Below are 16,812 nucleotides of genomic sequence, written 5' to 3'. Positions count from 1 at the left end.
AATTGTCAAAATTTGGTACGACGCTCACGGCAAAATTTTAAGTAACGCAAAAGACACGTATGCCAGACTAATGAATATGGTCGCGGCATTAAAAGACCCCATAGCGGATCAATTGACACCCCAAATGTTTACCAAGTACCGAAGTGAGCGAATTGAGGGAGGACTTAGCCTAAACTCATTCAACCGTGAACATTCTTACTTGCGCGCTGTATTTAATGAACTCATTCGCCTGAACTTATGGAAGAAAGCTAATCCAATAAGCGCAATCAGGCAATTCAAAATTGCCGATAAGGAACTTGGATATCTCGAGGCCAATGAACTAAGGAAATTACTTTCGGAGCTTCAGTCTGCTGAAAGAAATAGTGATGTGTATTTAATCGGGAAAATCTGCCTCTCCACCGGCTCTAGATGGTCTGAAGGAGAAAATCTACGTCCCTCAAATATTAAGAAAGGGGTCATCGAATTTATTAATACTAAGAATAAAAAAATGAGAGCCATTCCCATCTCAAGTGAATTGCAAGAAGAGATTCAAAGCCATGAAGTCAAAGAGAATGGTCGATATTTTGGATCTTCAATGGGAGCATTTAAATCCGGGATTGAAAGAGCTGGGATCGTTTTGCCAGATGGCCAATTAACTCACGTCTTGCGTCACACCTTCGCCAGCAGCTTCATGCAGGGCGGCGGAAATATCTTAACTTTACAAAAAATACTTGGCCATCAAAGTCTTCAAATGACCATGCGCTATGCCCATCTTGCACCAACGCACCTTGAGGCCGTGAAATTACTGAACCCATTGGTTAACTTATAAGTTTGCGTTGACACTTTGTCGACAAACAATAAAAAAGGCTCACTAGCAATTAAGCAGTGAGCCTTATGTTTATTGGTGCCCCTTGTCCGACTCGAACAGACCACCTACTGATTACAAATCAGTTGCTCTACCAGATGAGCTAAAGGGGCAACGGGATATATTTTATCCTATTTCACAATCTTCAAGGATGGTCTTGTAGTTTTAGGCTTTTCAGGGGCTTGATCTTCAAAATCCGCAATATGAAGATCACGGGCCTGAGCTGGATCAAATGGGAAAGACATTCCCTGCCCATTTTCCCTGGCATAGATTGCTAGAACATGGCTGACCGGGACCATGATCTTTCTTGGAATACCGCCAAATCTTGCCTGGAAGCTTATCCAATCGTTTTCTATCGCCAGTTGATGGCATGCCTCCAGGGAAAGATTCAGGACGATCTCATCGTTCTTCACAAACTCCATCGGTACCTCTACCCTAGCGTCCACAAAAACCGCTATGAAGGGCGTAAAACCAAAATCCGTGCACCACTGATGTAGGGCACGGATTAGATATGGTTTATTACTTGGAATGTCAGACATGCCGACGAGTCATGTACCGCTAAAAATGCTTAGCGGCGCATTACCTTCTCGGAAGGAGTCAAAGCCTCGATGTACGCAGGTCTGCTAAAAATACGCTCAGCGTATTTCAGCAAAGCCGCTGCATTGCGAGAAAGATCGATGCCGTAATGCTCAAGACGCCATAACAATGGCGCAATAGCTACGTCCAGCATAGAGAACTCATCGCCCAACATGTATTTGTTTTTAACAAAAATTGGTGCCAGCTGAGTCAAACGATCACGAATCGCTAAACGCGCTTTTTCGTGAGTCTTTTCAGCTGCTTTACCTTTTTCATTTTCCAGAGCAGCTACGTGCACAAACAATTCTTTCTCAAAATTGAAGAGGAAGAGGCGTGCACGTGCGCGTGCAACTGGATCAGGCGGCATTAATTGTGGGTGAGGAAAACGCTCATCAATATATTCATTGATGATGTTTGACTCGTACAAAATTAAATCACGCTCAACCAAGATAGGTACTTGGCCGTAAGGGTTCATTACCGAAATATCTTCAGGCTTATTAAACAAGTCGACATCGCGGATTTCAAAATCCATGCCTTTTTCAAAAAGCACCAAACGGCAGCGTTGCGAGAATGGGCAGTTAGTACCCGAGTACAACACCATCATAAATTTATTTCCTTAAATTTCTACTTCAATACAACAAACGCACAACAGCGTTAAATCTTTTCACCAATAGACCCTAGCTTCAGGACCCATCAAATTCAATTAGTGAATATCTTTCCAATAGGCTTTATTCAAACGCCAAGCCAACAGGGTAAAGATTGCCAAGAACAAGAGCACTACTACACCAAGACGCTTACGCTCCAACTGAACTGGCTCAGCCATCCATGACATGAAAGCGACTAAGTCGGCGATATTGTCGTCATACTCTTGTGTGCTCATTTTGCCGGGAGTTAACTGCTCAAAGCCAACAAAGACTTCTTCTGTTCTGCTTGGGTCATGTGGGTCTTTGTGCTCTTCAAACTTGGCAGCACGCTCGCCTTGCAACTGCCAGAGAACGTGTGGCATACCGACTTTAGGATAGACCAAATTATTCCAACCAGTTTGTGTCGTGTCGTCTTTGTAGAAAGTGCGGAAGTAGGTGTAAAGCCAGTCCGCTCCACGAGCACGCGCCTCAACTGATAAGTCAGGTGGTGTCTTACCAAACCAAGCTTTAGCTTCTTTTGGTGTCATCGAGATGGTCATCAAGTCACCCACTTTGGCATCAGTCAAAATGAGGTTATCTTTGATTTGTTGATCGGTCAAACCAATATCGCGCAACCGGTTGTAACGCATGCTTGCGGCTGCATGGCAGTTCAAGCAGTAGTTCACAAATAACTTTGCACCGTTTTGCAATGAGGCATTGTTACTAACGCGGTTGGGGGCTTGATCCAAAGGAAAGCCACCCTCATTTGCATTGGCATTCACGCCAAAGCTCAGGGCCGCAACCAATACTGTTGCTTGGCAGACGCCCATCAAAGTTTGCAGAATTTGTTTCATACTAATTCCTAAGTTCTCTTTGCCAGTATCTCAGGCGTGAATTAATGGGACTTAAAAGTAACGCGTGTTGGAACTGGCTTAAATTTACCAAGCGTGCTCCAGAACGGCATTCCTAAGAAGAAGCCCAGATAATAAATAGTGCATACCTGAGAAATCTTTTCAAACACTGGTGATGGTGGCTGAATACCTAAGTAACCCAAGATCACAAAACTCACCACAAATACACCATAAATATACTTATGGAAATCTGGGCGATAGCGGATAGATTTCACAGGTGAGTGATCAAGCCAAGGCAAGAAGAACATGATCACAACAGAACCGCCCATGATCACAACACCCCAGAACTTAGCATCAAATAAGTAGAAGCCAGCTGCCAACACGAGAGCGATTGCAGCGCATGCGCCCTTCACCTTGAGATTTTTACTCTTCAGAGCAAACATTCCGAGAATGACTGCCAAGAAGATCCATAAAGGCAGCAAGAAGTTCGTTGTAGTTGCACGCAACATTGAGTAGAAAGGCGTGAAATACCAAACCGGAGCAATGTGCGGAGGTGTTTGAAATGGGTTCGCCGGAACGAAGTTATTTGCCTCGAGGAAGTAACCGCCCATCTCTGGTGCAAAGAACACGATACATGCAAACACCATCAAGAATCCACCCAAATACATTACATCATGCACGCTGTAATAAGGATGGAATGGGATGCCATCAACTGGATGGCCATTCGCATCTAAGTTCTCTTTAATTTCAACGCCATCTGGATTGTTTGAACCCACTTCATGCAGAGCCAAAATATGGGCTGCAACCAAGCCAACCAATACCAATGGAATTGCAATCACATGGAATGCAAAGAAGCGATTGAGGGTTGCATCGCCCACAACATAGTCGCCACGAAGCCATAAAGATAGATCTGGGCCAATGAATGGAATTGCAGAGAACAAGTTCACAATCACTTGAGCGCCCCAATAGGACATTTGACCCCATGGGAGCAAGTAACCGAAGAATGCTTCACCCATCAAACACAAGAAAATTGCGCAACCGAAGATCCAAATGAGCTCACGTGGTTTGCGATAAGAACCGTAGATCAAACCACGGAACATATGCATATAAACCACCACAAAGAACATAGAGGCGCCAGTGGAGTGCATATAGCGAATCACCCAACCCCATGGAACTTCACGCATGATGTATTCAACTGACTCAAAAGCCTTCGCAGCATCAGGCTTGTAGTTCATGGTCAAGAAAATACCGGTAAGTATCTGATTTACCAACACTACGATTGCTAATGCACCAAAAATATAGAAGAAATTTAGATTTTTTGGAGCGTAGTACTCGCTCATATGACGCTTAAATGCTTCTGTTACAGGTAGGCGTGAGTCAACCCAAGCCATTAGCTTTTGGGCTGCAGAAGCGTCTGCTGGAACTTCTTTTTCGTGGAATGCCATTTATCTCTCCTTAGGCCTTCTTATCTTCACCAACCAAAATCTTGGTGTCGCTCAAATACATGTGTGGCGGCACTTCAAGGTTATCTGGGGCTGGTTTGTTCTTAAATACACGGCCTGCCATATCGAATGTGGAACCATGGCATGGGCAAAGGAAGCCGCCTGGCCAAGTGTTTGGTAGGGATGGCTGAGGACCAGCCTCAAACTTAGCATTAGGAGAGCATCCCAAATGGGTGCAAATACCAACCACTACCAGATACTCAGGCTTGATAGAGCGCCACTGATTCTGAGCATAAGGAGGCGTGAATTGGGATGGGTCACGCAATGAATTCGGATCAGCCAATTCACTGTCAATCTTTGATAACTCAGCAACTTGTTCAGGGGTACGTCGAACTACCCAAACCGGCTTACCGCGCCACTCCACCATTCTCATTTCATCTGGCTGCATGCCAGAGATATCGATTTCAACAGCAGCTCCAGCGGCTTTTGCGCGCTCAGAAGGCTCAAAACTGTCTACAAAAGGGTAAAGGGCTGCGGCTGCACCTACGCCACCAACCGCCGATGTGGCGATCAACCAGTTACGGCGATCCTTGTCCATACAGGGCTTGTCACTCATTTACAAAATTCCTAGAAAGGGTATTTATGGGTGGAAATTGCTTAAAGGTAGGATTTTAAAGTAAAAAGTGGGGTAAGCAAGAAAGTTATGGGGTTAATCTCGGGTTAATCAGGATCTAAATTAAAAGGAGGGCATTTATGAGCGTTTTAAAGGAGTTTCGGGACTTTGCCGTAAAGGGCAATGTGATCGACTTGGCGGTGGGTGTCATTATTGGCGGTGCCTTTGGGAAAATCGTGGATTCCCTGGTAAATGACATCGTAATGCCTGTTATTTCCACCCTTTTAGGGGGTCATATCGACTTTACCAACCTATTTATCGTCTTAGGCCATGTTCCAGAGGGTATACCCAGAACCTTTGATGCCCTTAAAAAGGCCGGGGTGCCCATCTTTGCCTATGGCAATTTCATCACTATTTCCATCAATTTCATCCTTTTAGCGTTTGTCATCTTTCAGATGGTCAAAGTAGTCAACAAGGTTCGCCTCATGGATGCGCCTCCTCCACCACCAGCTCCAGAAGACGTAGTGTTGCTTCGCGAAATTCGTGACAGTCTAAAGAAATAATTTGTCCAATCGTTCACAACAAGAAATACGGGAGCAATCTCAACTCATTTTTCAAAATGGCTTGGCATTGCTCCAACAAGGAAAGTTAGAGGAAGCGGATAAACTTTTTTTGCAAGCGCATCAGCTGAATAAAAACAATGCCGATGTTCTCAATCTTTTAGGCATCCGCTCATATCAAAAGCAACATTATTCAAGCGCACTAGAATTTTTAAACCGAGCAAATCAACTTGCTCCCGGTTCCGCACAAACACTGAGTAATTTAGGTTTAATACATAACGCACTTCTTGAGTATGCAGAAGCGCTGCAATTTTTTAATTTAGCAATTCAATGTGACTCAAATATTCCAGAAACCCACAATAATCGCGGTAACGCATTAAAGGGTTTAGGCAAAAATGATGAGGCATATAAGGCTTATAAGAGCGCCCTAGCCTTGCGGCCAAACTACGCTGAAGCCTTGAGTAATCAAGGCGTTCTCTTACTTGAAATGGGTAAGACTGATCAAGCAATCGTTACATTAGAGAATGCAATTCAAGCCAATCCTCACTTTGCAATTGCCTACAACAATCTTGGCAATGCGTTCACTCAAATAGATCGCTACGATGATGCCTTTGCGTGCTTTGAAAGCGCACTACAAATTAATCCCGGCTATCTTGACGCATGCCTGAACTTTGGTAACGGCCTAAAAAAATGTAAGCAATATGAAGCGGCTATTGACTGCTATCAACACGCACTGAAGATTAATCCTAATAACGCTAAAACTTTTTACCTACTGGGCGAGATTTACTACGATACCGGCGATAGTGATTTGGCAAAAACCTACTACGCAAAATCACTAGAGCTGCATCCAGCTGACATAGAAACTCACATTGCTTTAACTATCGCGCAGATACCCAAGGTCGCAAAAAGCGAAGAGGAGTTGCGTAATGCTAGGCGTGCATTTACTCAGCAACTAGAATTTGCAAGTGCAATGCCTCAGCAAAAAATCGACTCTGCACTCCTCCAGAGGTTAATTACCCGCCACCCGTTTTATCTGGCTTATCAAGATGAAGACAACAAACCCCTACTTTTACAATTTGGGGAAATTTGCGCTAGCTTAGCTCGCTCTTTACAGGATCGATTGGATACAAAGCAAAGCGCTTCCATTCAAGCTAACCCCAAGATACGCGTTGGCATTATTAGTAGCTTTATTTGCAGCCATCCTGTCTGGCACGCCATTACCAAGGGATGGGTAAATTACCTGAATCCAGAGCAATTTGAGCTGTATATCTTCAATACCAACGGTGTAGAAGATGAAGAAACCGAGCTGGCTAAATTTAAGGCAAGCAATTACAGCAACTGCGGGACTGATGTTCTGACTGCCGCCCAGATCATCGCCAATCAAAATCTAGATGTCATTCTGTATCCGGAGATTGGCATGGATACCATCGGCAAGGCGCTAGCCTGCTTACGATTGGCGCCACTGCAGGCAGTCAGTTGGGGGCATCCTGAGACAACTGGTATCCCTACGATTGATGTCTACCTAACAGCTAAGCTGCTCGAGCCAGATGATGCCAATAATCTTTACAGCGAAGAATTAATCCAGCTTCCAAACCTGGGAACGTATGTTGAGAATCAAGACGTAGTAGCTCTTAGCCCCAATTTAGAGAATCTTGGTATTGATCCGTCTCTGCCAATCCTGTTATGCGCTGGATCGCCTTCAAAATACACGCCAAGCCATGACTTTGTGTTTGTTGAAATTGCAAAGAGTCTTGGTCAATGCCAATTCATCTTCTTTAACTTTGAAGCAAACCTCACTGCAATTCTGAAAGAACGTTTACAGCTTGCTTTTGCAAATGCTCAGCTCGATGCCAATCAATTTCTGCGCTTCATTCCTTTTCTGAAGAAGGAAGAGTTTCATGGGCTTATGCAGAAAGCAGACTTGTATTTAGACACCATCGGGTTTTCAGGATTTAATACGGCCCTGCAAGCAATTGCATGTAATCTACCGGCGGTCACTAAGGAGGGCGCCAGAATGCGCGGTCGACTTGCTAGTGCAATCCTCCATCGCATTGGTCTTGATGACTTAGCTTGTCAATCAGTAGGCGACTATATTCATTTAGTAGTAGAGTTAATTCAGAGTCCAAAACTACTGAACTCTTATAGAAATAAGATTGCGAAATCTAAAGCGCTGTTATTTAATGATCCAGAGCCCATCAAAGCATTAGAAGATTTTCTGATTCAACGGACCCGAAAATAAAATACCCTCTATGAATTCCTCTCTTCAAAAATATTGGCTCTTATTTGCACAAGCCGTCACTGTGATGTTGGCGGCATTGTTTATTGTTGCCACCTTGAAGCCAGATTGGCTTTCAGAGTCGAGGGTGGGATCTTTAGTGGACACCGTTTCACTAAAAGAAAGCAGCTATGACGGGCAACTCAGCCCCGGCTCGTATCACGAAGCTGTGAAGCGCTCAATGCCTGCGGTCGTAAATATCTTTAGTAGCAAAACCTCGGCTAAGCCTAAGACTCGCAAGGGTGCCGCTCCGAACTCTGGAGATCCCTTGTTTAAATTCTTTTTTGGAGATCAACCTCCGGAAGAGGAACCGAGCTCCAGCTTGGGATCTGGTGTTTTAGTAAGCCCAGAAGGCTATATCTTGACCAATCATCACGTTATTAGCGATGCAGATGACATTGATGTTGCGCTTTCTGATGGACGCAAGTTTAAAGCGCAAATCATTGGAAGCGATCCAGAAACTGATATTGCTGTTTTAAAGATTGAAGCCAAACAACTGCCAACCCCAATCACCCTGGGCAAATTTGAATCCGTGCATGTTGGTGATGTTGTTCTCGCAATCGGCAATCCATTTGGTGTTGGCCAAACAGTGACCTCTGGAATTGTTTCTGCCTTAGGGCGTGACCATGTAGGCATCAATACTTTTGAAAACTTTATCCAAACAGACGCGGCAATTAATCCCGGAAATTCAGGGGGCGCGCTAATTGATACACGCGGCAATCTCATCGGAATTAACACGGCCATCTACTCCAATAATGGCGGCTCTATGGGTATCGGATTTGCCATCCCCATTAACCTAGCCAAGCAAATTATGGAATCCATTTTGGCTAATGGGAGTGTCACCAGGGGTTGGATAGGGGTTGAGCCACAAAACCTCACTAAAGAGCTCTCAGAGTCTCTGGGATTACCTGGCAATACTCAGGGTGTCTTGCTATCTGGTGTTCTAGAGGGTGGTCCAGCGGCGCGTGGAGGAGTGAAGCCTGGAGATGTGCTGACTGCAGTCAATGGAAAGCCCATCAATGATGTGCGTAGCCTGCTCAATCAAATTGCTCAAATTAGTCCTGGCAATGATGCCAATCTTACTATTCTGCGCAAAGGCAAAGAGATGGAATTAACAGCTCAAACCGGAACGCGGCCTAAGCCCAAGCAACAAGCTAATTAACTGATTAGTTAGCCAATATTTTTGATAGGAACTCTTTTGCCCTTGGTGAGCGAGCTTCTGGGCGGTCAAAGAATTCGGCTTTACTACAGTCTTCAACAATGCGCCCTTGATCCATAAAGATCACCCGATGACTTACTTTTCTGGCAAAGCCCATTTCATGTGTGACACAACACATGGTCATACCTTCATTAGCAAGTTTGACCATCACATCTAACACTTCACCCACCATTTCTGGATCTAAAGCAGAAGTAGGCTCGTCAAATAACATCACGATGGGATCCATACTTAAAGCCCTAGCAATGGCAACCCGCTGCTGTTGACCGCCTGATAACTGGCCCGGAAATTTATCTTTTTGTGCCAGCAATCCCACTCGTTCTAGATACTTCAGTCCATGTTTATTGGCCTCATCAGCGGAACGTCCCAAAACCTTCATTTGGGCTAGCGTTAAATTCTCAGTCACACTCAAATGCGGGAAAAGTTCGAAGTGCTGAAATACCATTCCCACCCTAGCGCGTAATTGCGGTAGATTTGTTTTAGGGTCATGCAATCGCACACCATCAACACTGATTTCACCTTGCTGAAAAGGCTCTAAAGCATTAATTGTTTTTATCAAGGTGGACTTACCTGAACCAGATGGTCCGCAAATAACGACAACCTCACCTTTGCGTATAGATGTACTGCAATCCGTCAGCACCTGAAAGGAGTCGTACCACTTAGAGACATTGCGAAGTTCAATCATCTGGGTTTTATCTGTTCACAATTAATAGTTAACGAATGATGGCGACTTTGGCGTGAATCTTGCGCACCACTTTAGAAAGCGAAAAGCAAATAATGAAATACGTAAACGCAGCCAAGATATAAGTCTCAATAGGACGTCCATAATTTTTACCAGCAATTTCAAAACCCTTGAGCAAGTCATAAGCGCCAATGGCATATACCAATGAAGTATCTTGAAACAAAATAATAGTTTGTGTCATAAAGACTGGAATCATGTTTCTGAAAGCTTGCGGCAGAATAATCAAGCGCATGTTTTGCCCATAAGTCATTCCCAGGGCTTCTGCAGCGTAGGCCTGCCCCTTTGGTACTGACTGAATGCCTGCGCGCACAATCTCTGAAAAGAAAGCGGCTTCAAAAGCAATAAAGGTAATAGTCGCTGATAGATCGGCGCCAATTGGGCGACCTATCAACATCGGAATTAACAAGAAGAACCACAAGATCACCATCACCAGCGGAATGGAACGCATAGTGTTGACATAAAAGGTGGCTGGGTAAACCAGTGAAGACCTACCAGATAGGCGCATTAGGGCTAAGAATGTACCGAAAACAATTCCCCCAACTGTCGCAATCACGGTCAATTGCACGCTAAACAGTAAACCCTTCAGAATGTAATTAGTGAAGAGTTCCCAGTTATAAAAGCTAAGATCGAGACTGAGCATTTAGTGCACCACCGCATCATGAGAGGCAGCAATAAATCCAGGAATGCGCGTTCTTTTTTCAATAAATGCCATCACACGATTCACTGCAAATGCTGAGGCAGCATATAACAATGTCACTGCTAAATAAATTTCCACCCCATGTGAGGTTTCTTCTTGAGCTTGCATTGCAAATAGTGTTAACTCAGGTACGGAGACCGCAAAAGCGACTGAAGAATTCTTAATCAGATTCATGCTCTCTGAAGTGAGTGGCGGCATCACAATGCGCAATGCCATCGGCAAAATCACATAACGATAACTTTGTGAAGTGGTAAGCCCTAAAGCAGTGGCTGCCATTCTCTGCCCACTAGGAAGCGCCTGAATACCCGCCCTCACCTGCTCCGCAATCCGAGCAGAAGTAAAGAAGCCCAAGGCAATACTGACGAGCCAATAGGAAGGCAAAGCTTTTAAAGGCAATACAAACGCAGGGATGACGTGATACCAGAGAAATACCTGAACCAGAATAGGAATATTTCTGAAAAGCTCAACCCAAGCTGTGGAAAGACGAACAAGCCATCTACTCAATCTACTGCTGTCTGGAAGCGTGCGCAGAGTGCCCATGACAGCGCCTAGAACCAAAGCAATCGTCAGGCCCAAGCCGGCAACTGCCAAGGTCCAACCCCAAGCTTTTAATAACCAATCTAAATAACTAGGGTCAGCATTTTGACCCAAGCCAAAGACAGCAGAAAAGCAGTGCTCAACCACCTCACCATCTAAGGTGTTCTTACAAAAGACACCTAAATCTAATGCCATTATTTCTTCTGATAGTCTTCAGCAGGCTTGTCATTCGGATTAGCCCAAGCATTTTTGGTTGCAGGGGATAACTCAAGACCCACCACAATATTCTTTGGCGGAATTGGAGACAGGAACCACTTATTCCAGAGCTTAGGCATATTGCCATTCTTCACAATCTTGGCAATAGCTTCATTCACTGCGGCTTTAAATTCTGGATCATTTTTAGGAACCATGATTGCAATCGGTTCAGTACTTAATACCTCACCAACAATTTTGTAATCCTTTGGATTCTTGGAATTGGCAATATTGCCAGCCAAGATAGATCCATCCATCACGAATGCATCGGCACGGCCAGACTCCAGCAATAAGAAGCTATCAGCATGATCCTTACCAAATACCTCATCGAAATTAATGCCATTGGCTTTTTCATGTTTGCGCAATAGCTGGACAGAGGTTGTGCCGGTAGTGGTAGCTACTTTTTTGCCAGCTAACTGAGAGATGGAATTAATTCCGGAATTCGCCTTGACTGCAATGCGTACCTCTTCAACGTAGAGAGTATTGGCAAAACCAACATCCTTAGCGCGCGCCACATTGTTGGTGGTGGTTCCACATTCGATATCGATGGTGCCATTTTGCATCAGGGGAACGCGATTCTGTGAAGTGACTGGTTGGTAGTTAATACGTAATGTACCGAGCTTTAGCTTGTCTTTAATGCCACTCAAAATCATGCGGCAGATCTCGACGTGGTAACCATCAAAGCGGCTATCACCGGTTGTATAAGACATCGGAATAGAAGACTCGCGCACACCCATAGTGATGGCACCAGAGGACTTGATTTTGTCTAGGGTTGGGGAGGCCGCATAAAGAGTCTGCGCAGCAGTAAAACCAACAAATAACAAGGAAAAACGTAGCAAATGAGTTTTCATGTAAAGGTCCTATAAAACCAAGAATGTCACACTATTCTACGATCAATCGACTCAACAAAGAAAAAACCCACTGTGTTTCCACAGTGGGTTAATTTGATACCTAACTAATTCTTAACTAGCTTACGCTAGCAGTGAATTAGAAAGTGTGACGCAAGCCTAAAGCGTACTGGTTTGCACCAGAGCCAGATCCAGGAGTCACAGTAGTTGCACTGTTAGATGCGCTGCTTGTGTTGCTTTGACCGTAGATAGCATACAAGTTTGTACGCTTGCTGAGGTAGTAGTTAGAACCCAACTGCCAACCTACGAAGTTCAAAGTAGCTGAATCAGCAGCGGCTTTGATCTTACCGTTACCAATAGAACCCCAAGCTTCGATTGTTGGAGTGATGTAACTACGAACACCGATCTGCTGAGCAGTACGGTTTAACTGTTCGCCAGCTCCAGCAGCTGTAGTAATACCAGCATTAAGATTAACAGCAGTTGTATAGTCGTTTTGAATCTTACGACCAACCCATTGTGCGTATGCCTTCAAGATACCGAAGTCATAAGTTGCACCAGCCAAAGTCTGTTTGTCAGAAATTTGAGCTGCTGGGAAAATTGAGCCGCCAGGAGTAGATTGACCTGCAGTAACGCCAACAGAGTTAACGTTAGTAATTGTTGGAGCCAAAGAAGCGCTCGTTACACCAGTAGTGTACTGAGTCTTAAATGACTGGTAAGCAACACCAACATACAATTTCTGCCATGTGAAGTTACCGTTCAAGCCCCAACCGTTCCAGTTAGAGTTACCACCGCCAGAACCAGCAACGTCAGTAGTTCCCGCTGGAGCTACAACTGTTGAGTTAGTGTTGTTCAATGCGTACAAACCACCAACTTGGAAGCCAGCAAACTTGTCTGACTGAGCTGTGAATGCATTTGAAGCACGGTTTGTGAAGCCAATACCGTTGTTGTTACCGCTTGATGTTGTAGCTGTAGAGCTGTAAACAGATGAGTTACCTGCATAAACCACGTCACCAACTACGTTGTTGTATTGGCCAGCAGATGTGTCAGCACCAGTGTTAAACACAGGAGTGTATTGACGGCCAAATGCGAATTGACCGATACCATCCTTTTTCAAACCAACAAAAGATTGACGGTTGTCAACAGCAGAACCAGAACCGTTTGTATTGCGTTGCAATGCATCAGCAGCTGTACCGCCAGATAATTCTGAGTTAGCTGGAGTTAAACCGAGTTCAACTGTAAAGAAAGCAGAAGCGCCGCCGCCTAAGTCTTCAGTACCTTTGAAACCCAAACGTGAAGTTTGCTCAGCGGATTGACCAAAAGCAGACTTTTGAATCTTAGTCTGTGTACCAGCAACAGCATTGGCTGCGCCGCCGTCTTTTGCATTAGAACCAATGTAACCAACGTCCAAGATACCGTAAACGGTTACGCTGGACTGAGCTTGAGCAGCAGATGCAAATGCACCGATAGCTGCAACTGCTAATAGCGATTTTTTCATTCTTTAAATCTCCAAAAAAATTACTAAGAATGTGCACATCACTAACTTGCTCCATTAACACCGCATTACTTACCCATTAGTTTGAGTGTCGCTGTCGCACACTGGGGACTGTGCGACAAAGTGCAAACGTTTTTCTAAAACGTATTTGCTTTTTCTAACAGTGGTAAAATGGATTTGGAATGGCAGAGTTTTGGTATACGAAAATCTGCGGAAAAATATACTGGTCGCATAACTTGGTGTGCGACAGTACGCTTGCAATATGCAATCCAAATCTGCAAACGACGAATTCTTTTACACGAAACGTTGTCGCACGCTTCCAATCCTGCACACCATTACATATGTACCCAGCTATCCAAACAAGTTACGTATCTTTTTGACCAACGCCAGTAGCTACTGGCAAGTGCGCTGTTATTTTGACAACAAGACAGTGATACGTAGTTTACGCACAACAAGCAAGCGACACGCTTTGCAACTGGCTAAATTGTTTTATGAACAGCATTTAATAGATACAGGCGTAATTGCACAAGGTGCTGTTGCAAATACACAAGACTTATCAGTCAACACCGTTGCGAACATCATGCTTGCAAATGAAACAGCACGTGTGAAACGTAACGAGATTACAAATGGCACCTACATAATGCTGGTGTCACGTATACGCAAATGGGTGTTACCGTATTTTGGCGCCGTACAAGTAACTGACATTAAACACACAGACATAGAACGTTTCTTGTACTTTCTAAGTGACAAGCAGTACAAGTCAATGACAATTACGCAGTACTTGAATGCACTACACAAAGTATTAGAGTGCGCATTTAAACACGGCTGGATTGAAAAAATACCAACCTTCCCCAAACTCAAATCATCTAGCACGCCACGTGGTGGATTTAGTGTTGTTGAATACCGTGCATTACTCCGTGCGAGCAAAGTATTAGCAAATCAAGTGTGTGCGCCAATTAAAGTCACTCATCGCACCAAACACAACAATCTGTTTGCACCAGACGCTAACATTCCACGCGAAATGACTTGGTTAATTGGTTTTATGGTCAACAGTTTTGTGCGTCCAGTAGATATGAAGTTAATGCAACATAAACATATTGAAGTAATTCGTAATGGTCACATCTACTTGCGTTTAACTATTCCTGAAACCAAGCGTCACTCCGCACCAGTTATTACATTGCAACCTGCTGTACGCATATATGAACATCTGCGTAGTTATTACGACAAGCAAGGTTTAGCAAATGCAAATGACTATTTGTTCTTACCGCAGATCAAAGACCGTGCTGCTGCAATGCAATTGATTGACAAGTATTTTGTAAAGATACTGCTTGCAACAGGATTGCGATTTGGCACACTTGGACAGCGACGCACATTGTATTCGTTACGACACACAGCAATTACATATAGGTTGTTATACGGACGTGGAATTGATTTACTTACACTGGCGCGTAATGCACGTACCAGCGTGGAAATGATTGAGCGTTTTTATGCCAGTCAACTTACACCGGAAATGAATGTGGGCATGTTACACAGCAGAAGATGATTCATAGCGTTTGTACCTATTACACTTATGTAAATTTAATTTATATTTTCTAATATTGATAACAATTCTGTAATCAATAACTAAATGGGAAATAATATGACCGATACGAATACGTCAGCACAATCTGCTAGCGATCAATTAGCAGCAGCACAAAAAGCACAAGCAGAATTAGCAGCAAAGATTGATGCATTACTAACACAAACACGTGAGGAAGATTTAGCTACCGTGAAAAGATTGATTACAACGCATAGTTTTAGTGCAACCGACTTGCGCAGCGTCATGAAAGCAAAGTCATCACGTTCTGCACCCCGCAAAAGCACTAGTCGACGCAGAAAAGTTTAAACAGCATCCACAGCGTACATTGCAGTACGCTGTGTTGTTTGACTTACGCGCCATCAAATGCAGTAGCAACATTGATGACAGCCAATACATACATCAACTTACCTACAATGAGTTGCGTGATACTCCATTTCGAGAACTGCTAGAAGCTGAGTATGCACAATTAAGATTAATTAAAGCTGCACTGGTATCCGTAATTGAGCAGCGTGCAGTTCACAAGCGCAAGATGCTTGCTGCGCTGGGAAAAGATCAGTATGTTGAATATGTACAAAGCTACGACATGGATATTTCCCATGTAGAAAGTGATTGGTTTAGTACAGACAGCATGCCCAGTATTTTGTATGACTACATGCAATACGTAAAAGACGGTGACAAATACACTCGTCTTGCCAACTTGTTTCGCCGTTCCACTAAACGCGATGCTAATGGCAAGACAGCCTATCAGCGCATGGAAACAAAAGCTGAATCTTGTTATGAAGAAGCAGTAATGTTACTTACCAATGCAATTGACACTAACCCACTGCGCAATCCCATGCCCGATGTACAGTTATCAAATGAAATACAACGCTGGTTAGATCGTGATGTCAGTTGCGAACTTGGTTTTGAACCTGATGCATGCATTACAGGTGTTCCGCGTATTCGTGGCACCAAAAGTAAATTTGCACAGATATCTACTGCACCAGCAGTTGGACAAAGACTGCGACAGTATTGGCGACAACGTGAAGCACTGGTACAAGTTGCACTGGGTTTACTTTACAACCCCGATCAAATTACGGATGCAAATGACGTTGGCTTGCAATATTCGGCGGAGTTATTAAAAAAACATACAGCACAACTTAAATTACACAGTGAACGCGATTAATTAGATGCTTTATTAAGCAACTTGTAAATTAAAACAATCTACTGCTCTACGCTTCTGATCGTCATTGACAGTGACATAACGCTGTGTAGTCGCAATGTTCTTGTGCCCTGCCAAACTTGCCAAAACAAACACACTGATGCCCGAGTTACTCAAAGTGGTTAAAAATGTGCGTCTGCCTGAATGTGAGCTGGCACCGAACACTAACGCACGACGATACAGATAGTGGAAGTGCTGGGTGAGTGTGGAAGCGGTAAATGCCTTCCGCGCGCCTCGTAGCGTGTTAAACAACGGATATGTGTCATCAAATGCTGTGCGTGTAGCAAGGTATGTGGCAAGTTCGTGCTGTAAATGTGTGCTGATAAACACGGTGCGTGCGTGTCCGTGTTTTACACGATCGCTACTCAAAAACACTTGGGATTTAACAGTGCCGTCACTGTTGCGCACATCACCCAGTGTCAGTTGCGCTACTTCCGATACACGCAATCCTGAATCGCTACCAC

Annotated in this window: 18 protein-coding genes and 1 tRNA gene; 7 read left to right on the top strand and 12 right to left on the bottom strand. The window is 44.1% G+C overall.

What is annotated here, in order from left to right:
• Window positions 1-808: tyrosine-type recombinase/integrase (locus tag AOC28_RS10955; RefSeq protein ID WP_237767797.1), on the top strand; the 808-nt coding region annotated here is incomplete at its 5' end.
• Window positions 809-881: 73 nt separating this feature from the next.
• Here the strand turns inward: AOC28_RS10955 and AOC28_RS10950 are convergent.
• The 6 genes from AOC28_RS10950 to petA form a co-directional block, all read right to left on the bottom strand.
• Window positions 882-957, bottom strand: a tRNA-Thr gene (locus AOC28_RS10950).
• Window positions 958-975: 18 nt separating this feature from the next.
• On the bottom strand, window positions 976-1,383 hold the full coding sequence (locus AOC28_RS10945; protein ID WP_083564305.1) for a ClpXP protease specificity-enhancing factor: 408 nt from the start codon (window positions 1,381-1,383) through the stop codon (window positions 976-978).
• Between the two features lie 29 nt (window positions 1,384-1,412).
• Window positions 1,413-2,024 (bottom strand): glutathione S-transferase N-terminal domain-containing protein, encoded by a 612-nt coding sequence (locus AOC28_RS10940; RefSeq protein ID WP_028819209.1) that lies wholly within the window; start codon window positions 2,022-2,024, stop codon window positions 1,413-1,415.
• Window positions 2,025-2,123: 99 nt separating this feature from the next.
• Complete coding sequence (locus AOC28_RS10935; RefSeq protein ID WP_192846868.1) at window positions 2,124-2,873, bottom strand: cytochrome c1; 750 nt, start codon at window positions 2,871-2,873, stop codon at window positions 2,124-2,126.
• Window positions 2,874-2,938: 65 nt separating this feature from the next.
• Entirely contained in the window at window positions 2,939-4,339 is a 1,401-nt protein-coding gene (locus AOC28_RS10930) for a cytochrome bc complex cytochrome b subunit (protein WP_072584013.1), read from the bottom strand.
• 10 nt (window positions 4,340-4,349) lie between these two features.
• Window positions 4,350-4,952: a ubiquinol-cytochrome c reductase iron-sulfur subunit gene (gene petA, locus AOC28_RS10925; protein ID WP_072584012.1), complete on the bottom strand. Its 603-nt coding sequence runs from the start codon at window positions 4,950-4,952 to the stop codon at window positions 4,350-4,352.
• Window positions 4,953-5,089: 137 nt separating this feature from the next.
• Here petA and mscL point away from each other — a divergent pair, with 137 nt between their 5' ends.
• The 3 genes from mscL to AOC28_RS10910 are packed head-to-tail and all read left to right on the top strand — an operon-like array spanning window position 5,090 to window position 8,946.
• Window positions 5,090-5,512 carry a large conductance mechanosensitive channel protein MscL gene (mscL, locus tag AOC28_RS10920; protein WP_072584011.1) on the top strand — a complete coding sequence of 141 codons (423 nt, stop codon included), beginning with the start codon at window positions 5,090-5,092 and terminating at the stop codon, window positions 5,510-5,512.
• A 1-nt stretch (window position 5,513) separates the two neighbouring features.
• Window positions 5,514-7,748, top strand: coding sequence for a tetratricopeptide repeat protein (locus AOC28_RS10915; RefSeq protein ID WP_072584010.1), 2,235 nt, complete (start codon window positions 5,514-5,516; stop codon window positions 7,746-7,748).
• A gap of 10 nt (window positions 7,749-7,758) precedes the next feature.
• Window positions 7,759-8,946 (top strand): Do family serine endopeptidase, encoded by a 1,188-nt coding sequence (locus AOC28_RS10910; protein ID WP_072584009.1) that lies wholly within the window; start codon window positions 7,759-7,761, stop codon window positions 8,944-8,946.
• 4 nt (window positions 8,947-8,950) lie between these two features.
• Here AOC28_RS10910 and AOC28_RS10905 read toward each other — a convergent pair whose 3' ends face one another.
• From AOC28_RS10905 to AOC28_RS10885, 5 genes are all read right to left on the bottom strand, one after another.
• On the bottom strand, window positions 8,951-9,685 hold the full coding sequence (locus tag AOC28_RS10905; protein WP_072584008.1) for an amino acid ABC transporter ATP-binding protein: 735 nt from the start codon (window positions 9,683-9,685) through the stop codon (window positions 8,951-8,953).
• A gap of 28 nt (window positions 9,686-9,713) precedes the next feature.
• Window positions 9,714-10,382, bottom strand: coding sequence for an amino acid ABC transporter permease (locus tag AOC28_RS10900; RefSeq protein ID WP_072584007.1), 669 nt, complete (start codon window positions 10,380-10,382; stop codon window positions 9,714-9,716).
• A complete protein-coding gene (locus AOC28_RS10895; RefSeq protein ID WP_072584006.1) occupies window positions 10,383-11,171 on the bottom strand; it encodes an amino acid ABC transporter permease in 789 nt (262 codons plus the stop codon). It abuts the gene before it with no gap.
• On the bottom strand, window positions 11,171-12,079 hold the full coding sequence (locus AOC28_RS10890) for an amino acid ABC transporter substrate-binding protein (RefSeq protein ID WP_072584005.1): 909 nt from the start codon (window positions 12,077-12,079) through the stop codon (window positions 11,171-11,173). Before AOC28_RS10890 ends, AOC28_RS10895 begins: the two co-directional genes overlap by 1 nt.
• Window positions 12,080-12,215: 136 nt before the next feature.
• Window positions 12,216-13,571: a porin gene (locus AOC28_RS10885; protein ID WP_072584004.1), complete on the bottom strand. Its 1,356-nt coding sequence runs from the start codon at window positions 13,569-13,571 to the stop codon at window positions 12,216-12,218.
• Between the two features lie 259 nt (window positions 13,572-13,830).
• Between AOC28_RS10885 and AOC28_RS10880 the strand changes: the two genes are divergently transcribed.
• The 3 genes from AOC28_RS10880 to AOC28_RS10870 all read left to right on the top strand — a co-directional run bounded on the left by AOC28_RS10880 (window position 13,831) and on the right by AOC28_RS10870 (window position 16,312).
• Window positions 13,831-15,111, top strand: a complete 1,281-nt coding sequence (locus AOC28_RS10880) for a phage integrase SAM-like domain-containing protein (protein WP_143143938.1) — start codon at window positions 13,831-13,833, stop codon at window positions 15,109-15,111.
• A gap of 96 nt (window positions 15,112-15,207) precedes the next feature.
• On the top strand, window positions 15,208-15,453 hold the full coding sequence (locus AOC28_RS10875; RefSeq protein ID WP_072584003.1) for a hypothetical protein: 246 nt from the start codon (window positions 15,208-15,210) through the stop codon (window positions 15,451-15,453).
• Between the two features lie 31 nt (window positions 15,454-15,484).
• A complete protein-coding gene (locus tag AOC28_RS10870; protein WP_072584002.1) occupies window positions 15,485-16,312 on the top strand; it encodes a hypothetical protein in 828 nt (275 codons plus the stop codon).
• Between the two features lie 12 nt (window positions 16,313-16,324).
• Here the strand turns inward: AOC28_RS10870 and AOC28_RS10865 are convergent.
• Window positions 16,325-16,812 (bottom strand): site-specific integrase (locus AOC28_RS10865; protein WP_348534739.1); only part of this gene is annotated, 488 nt, incomplete at its 5' end.

This window comes from Polynucleobacter sp. MWH-Adler-W8, from assembly GCF_001889925.1.
In the GTDB taxonomy this organism is placed as follows: domain Bacteria; phylum Pseudomonadota; class Gammaproteobacteria; order Burkholderiales; family Burkholderiaceae; genus Polynucleobacter.
The sequence above is the reverse complement of the archived record's forward strand: the minus strand, read 5'-3'. Positions and strand labels throughout refer to the sequence as shown.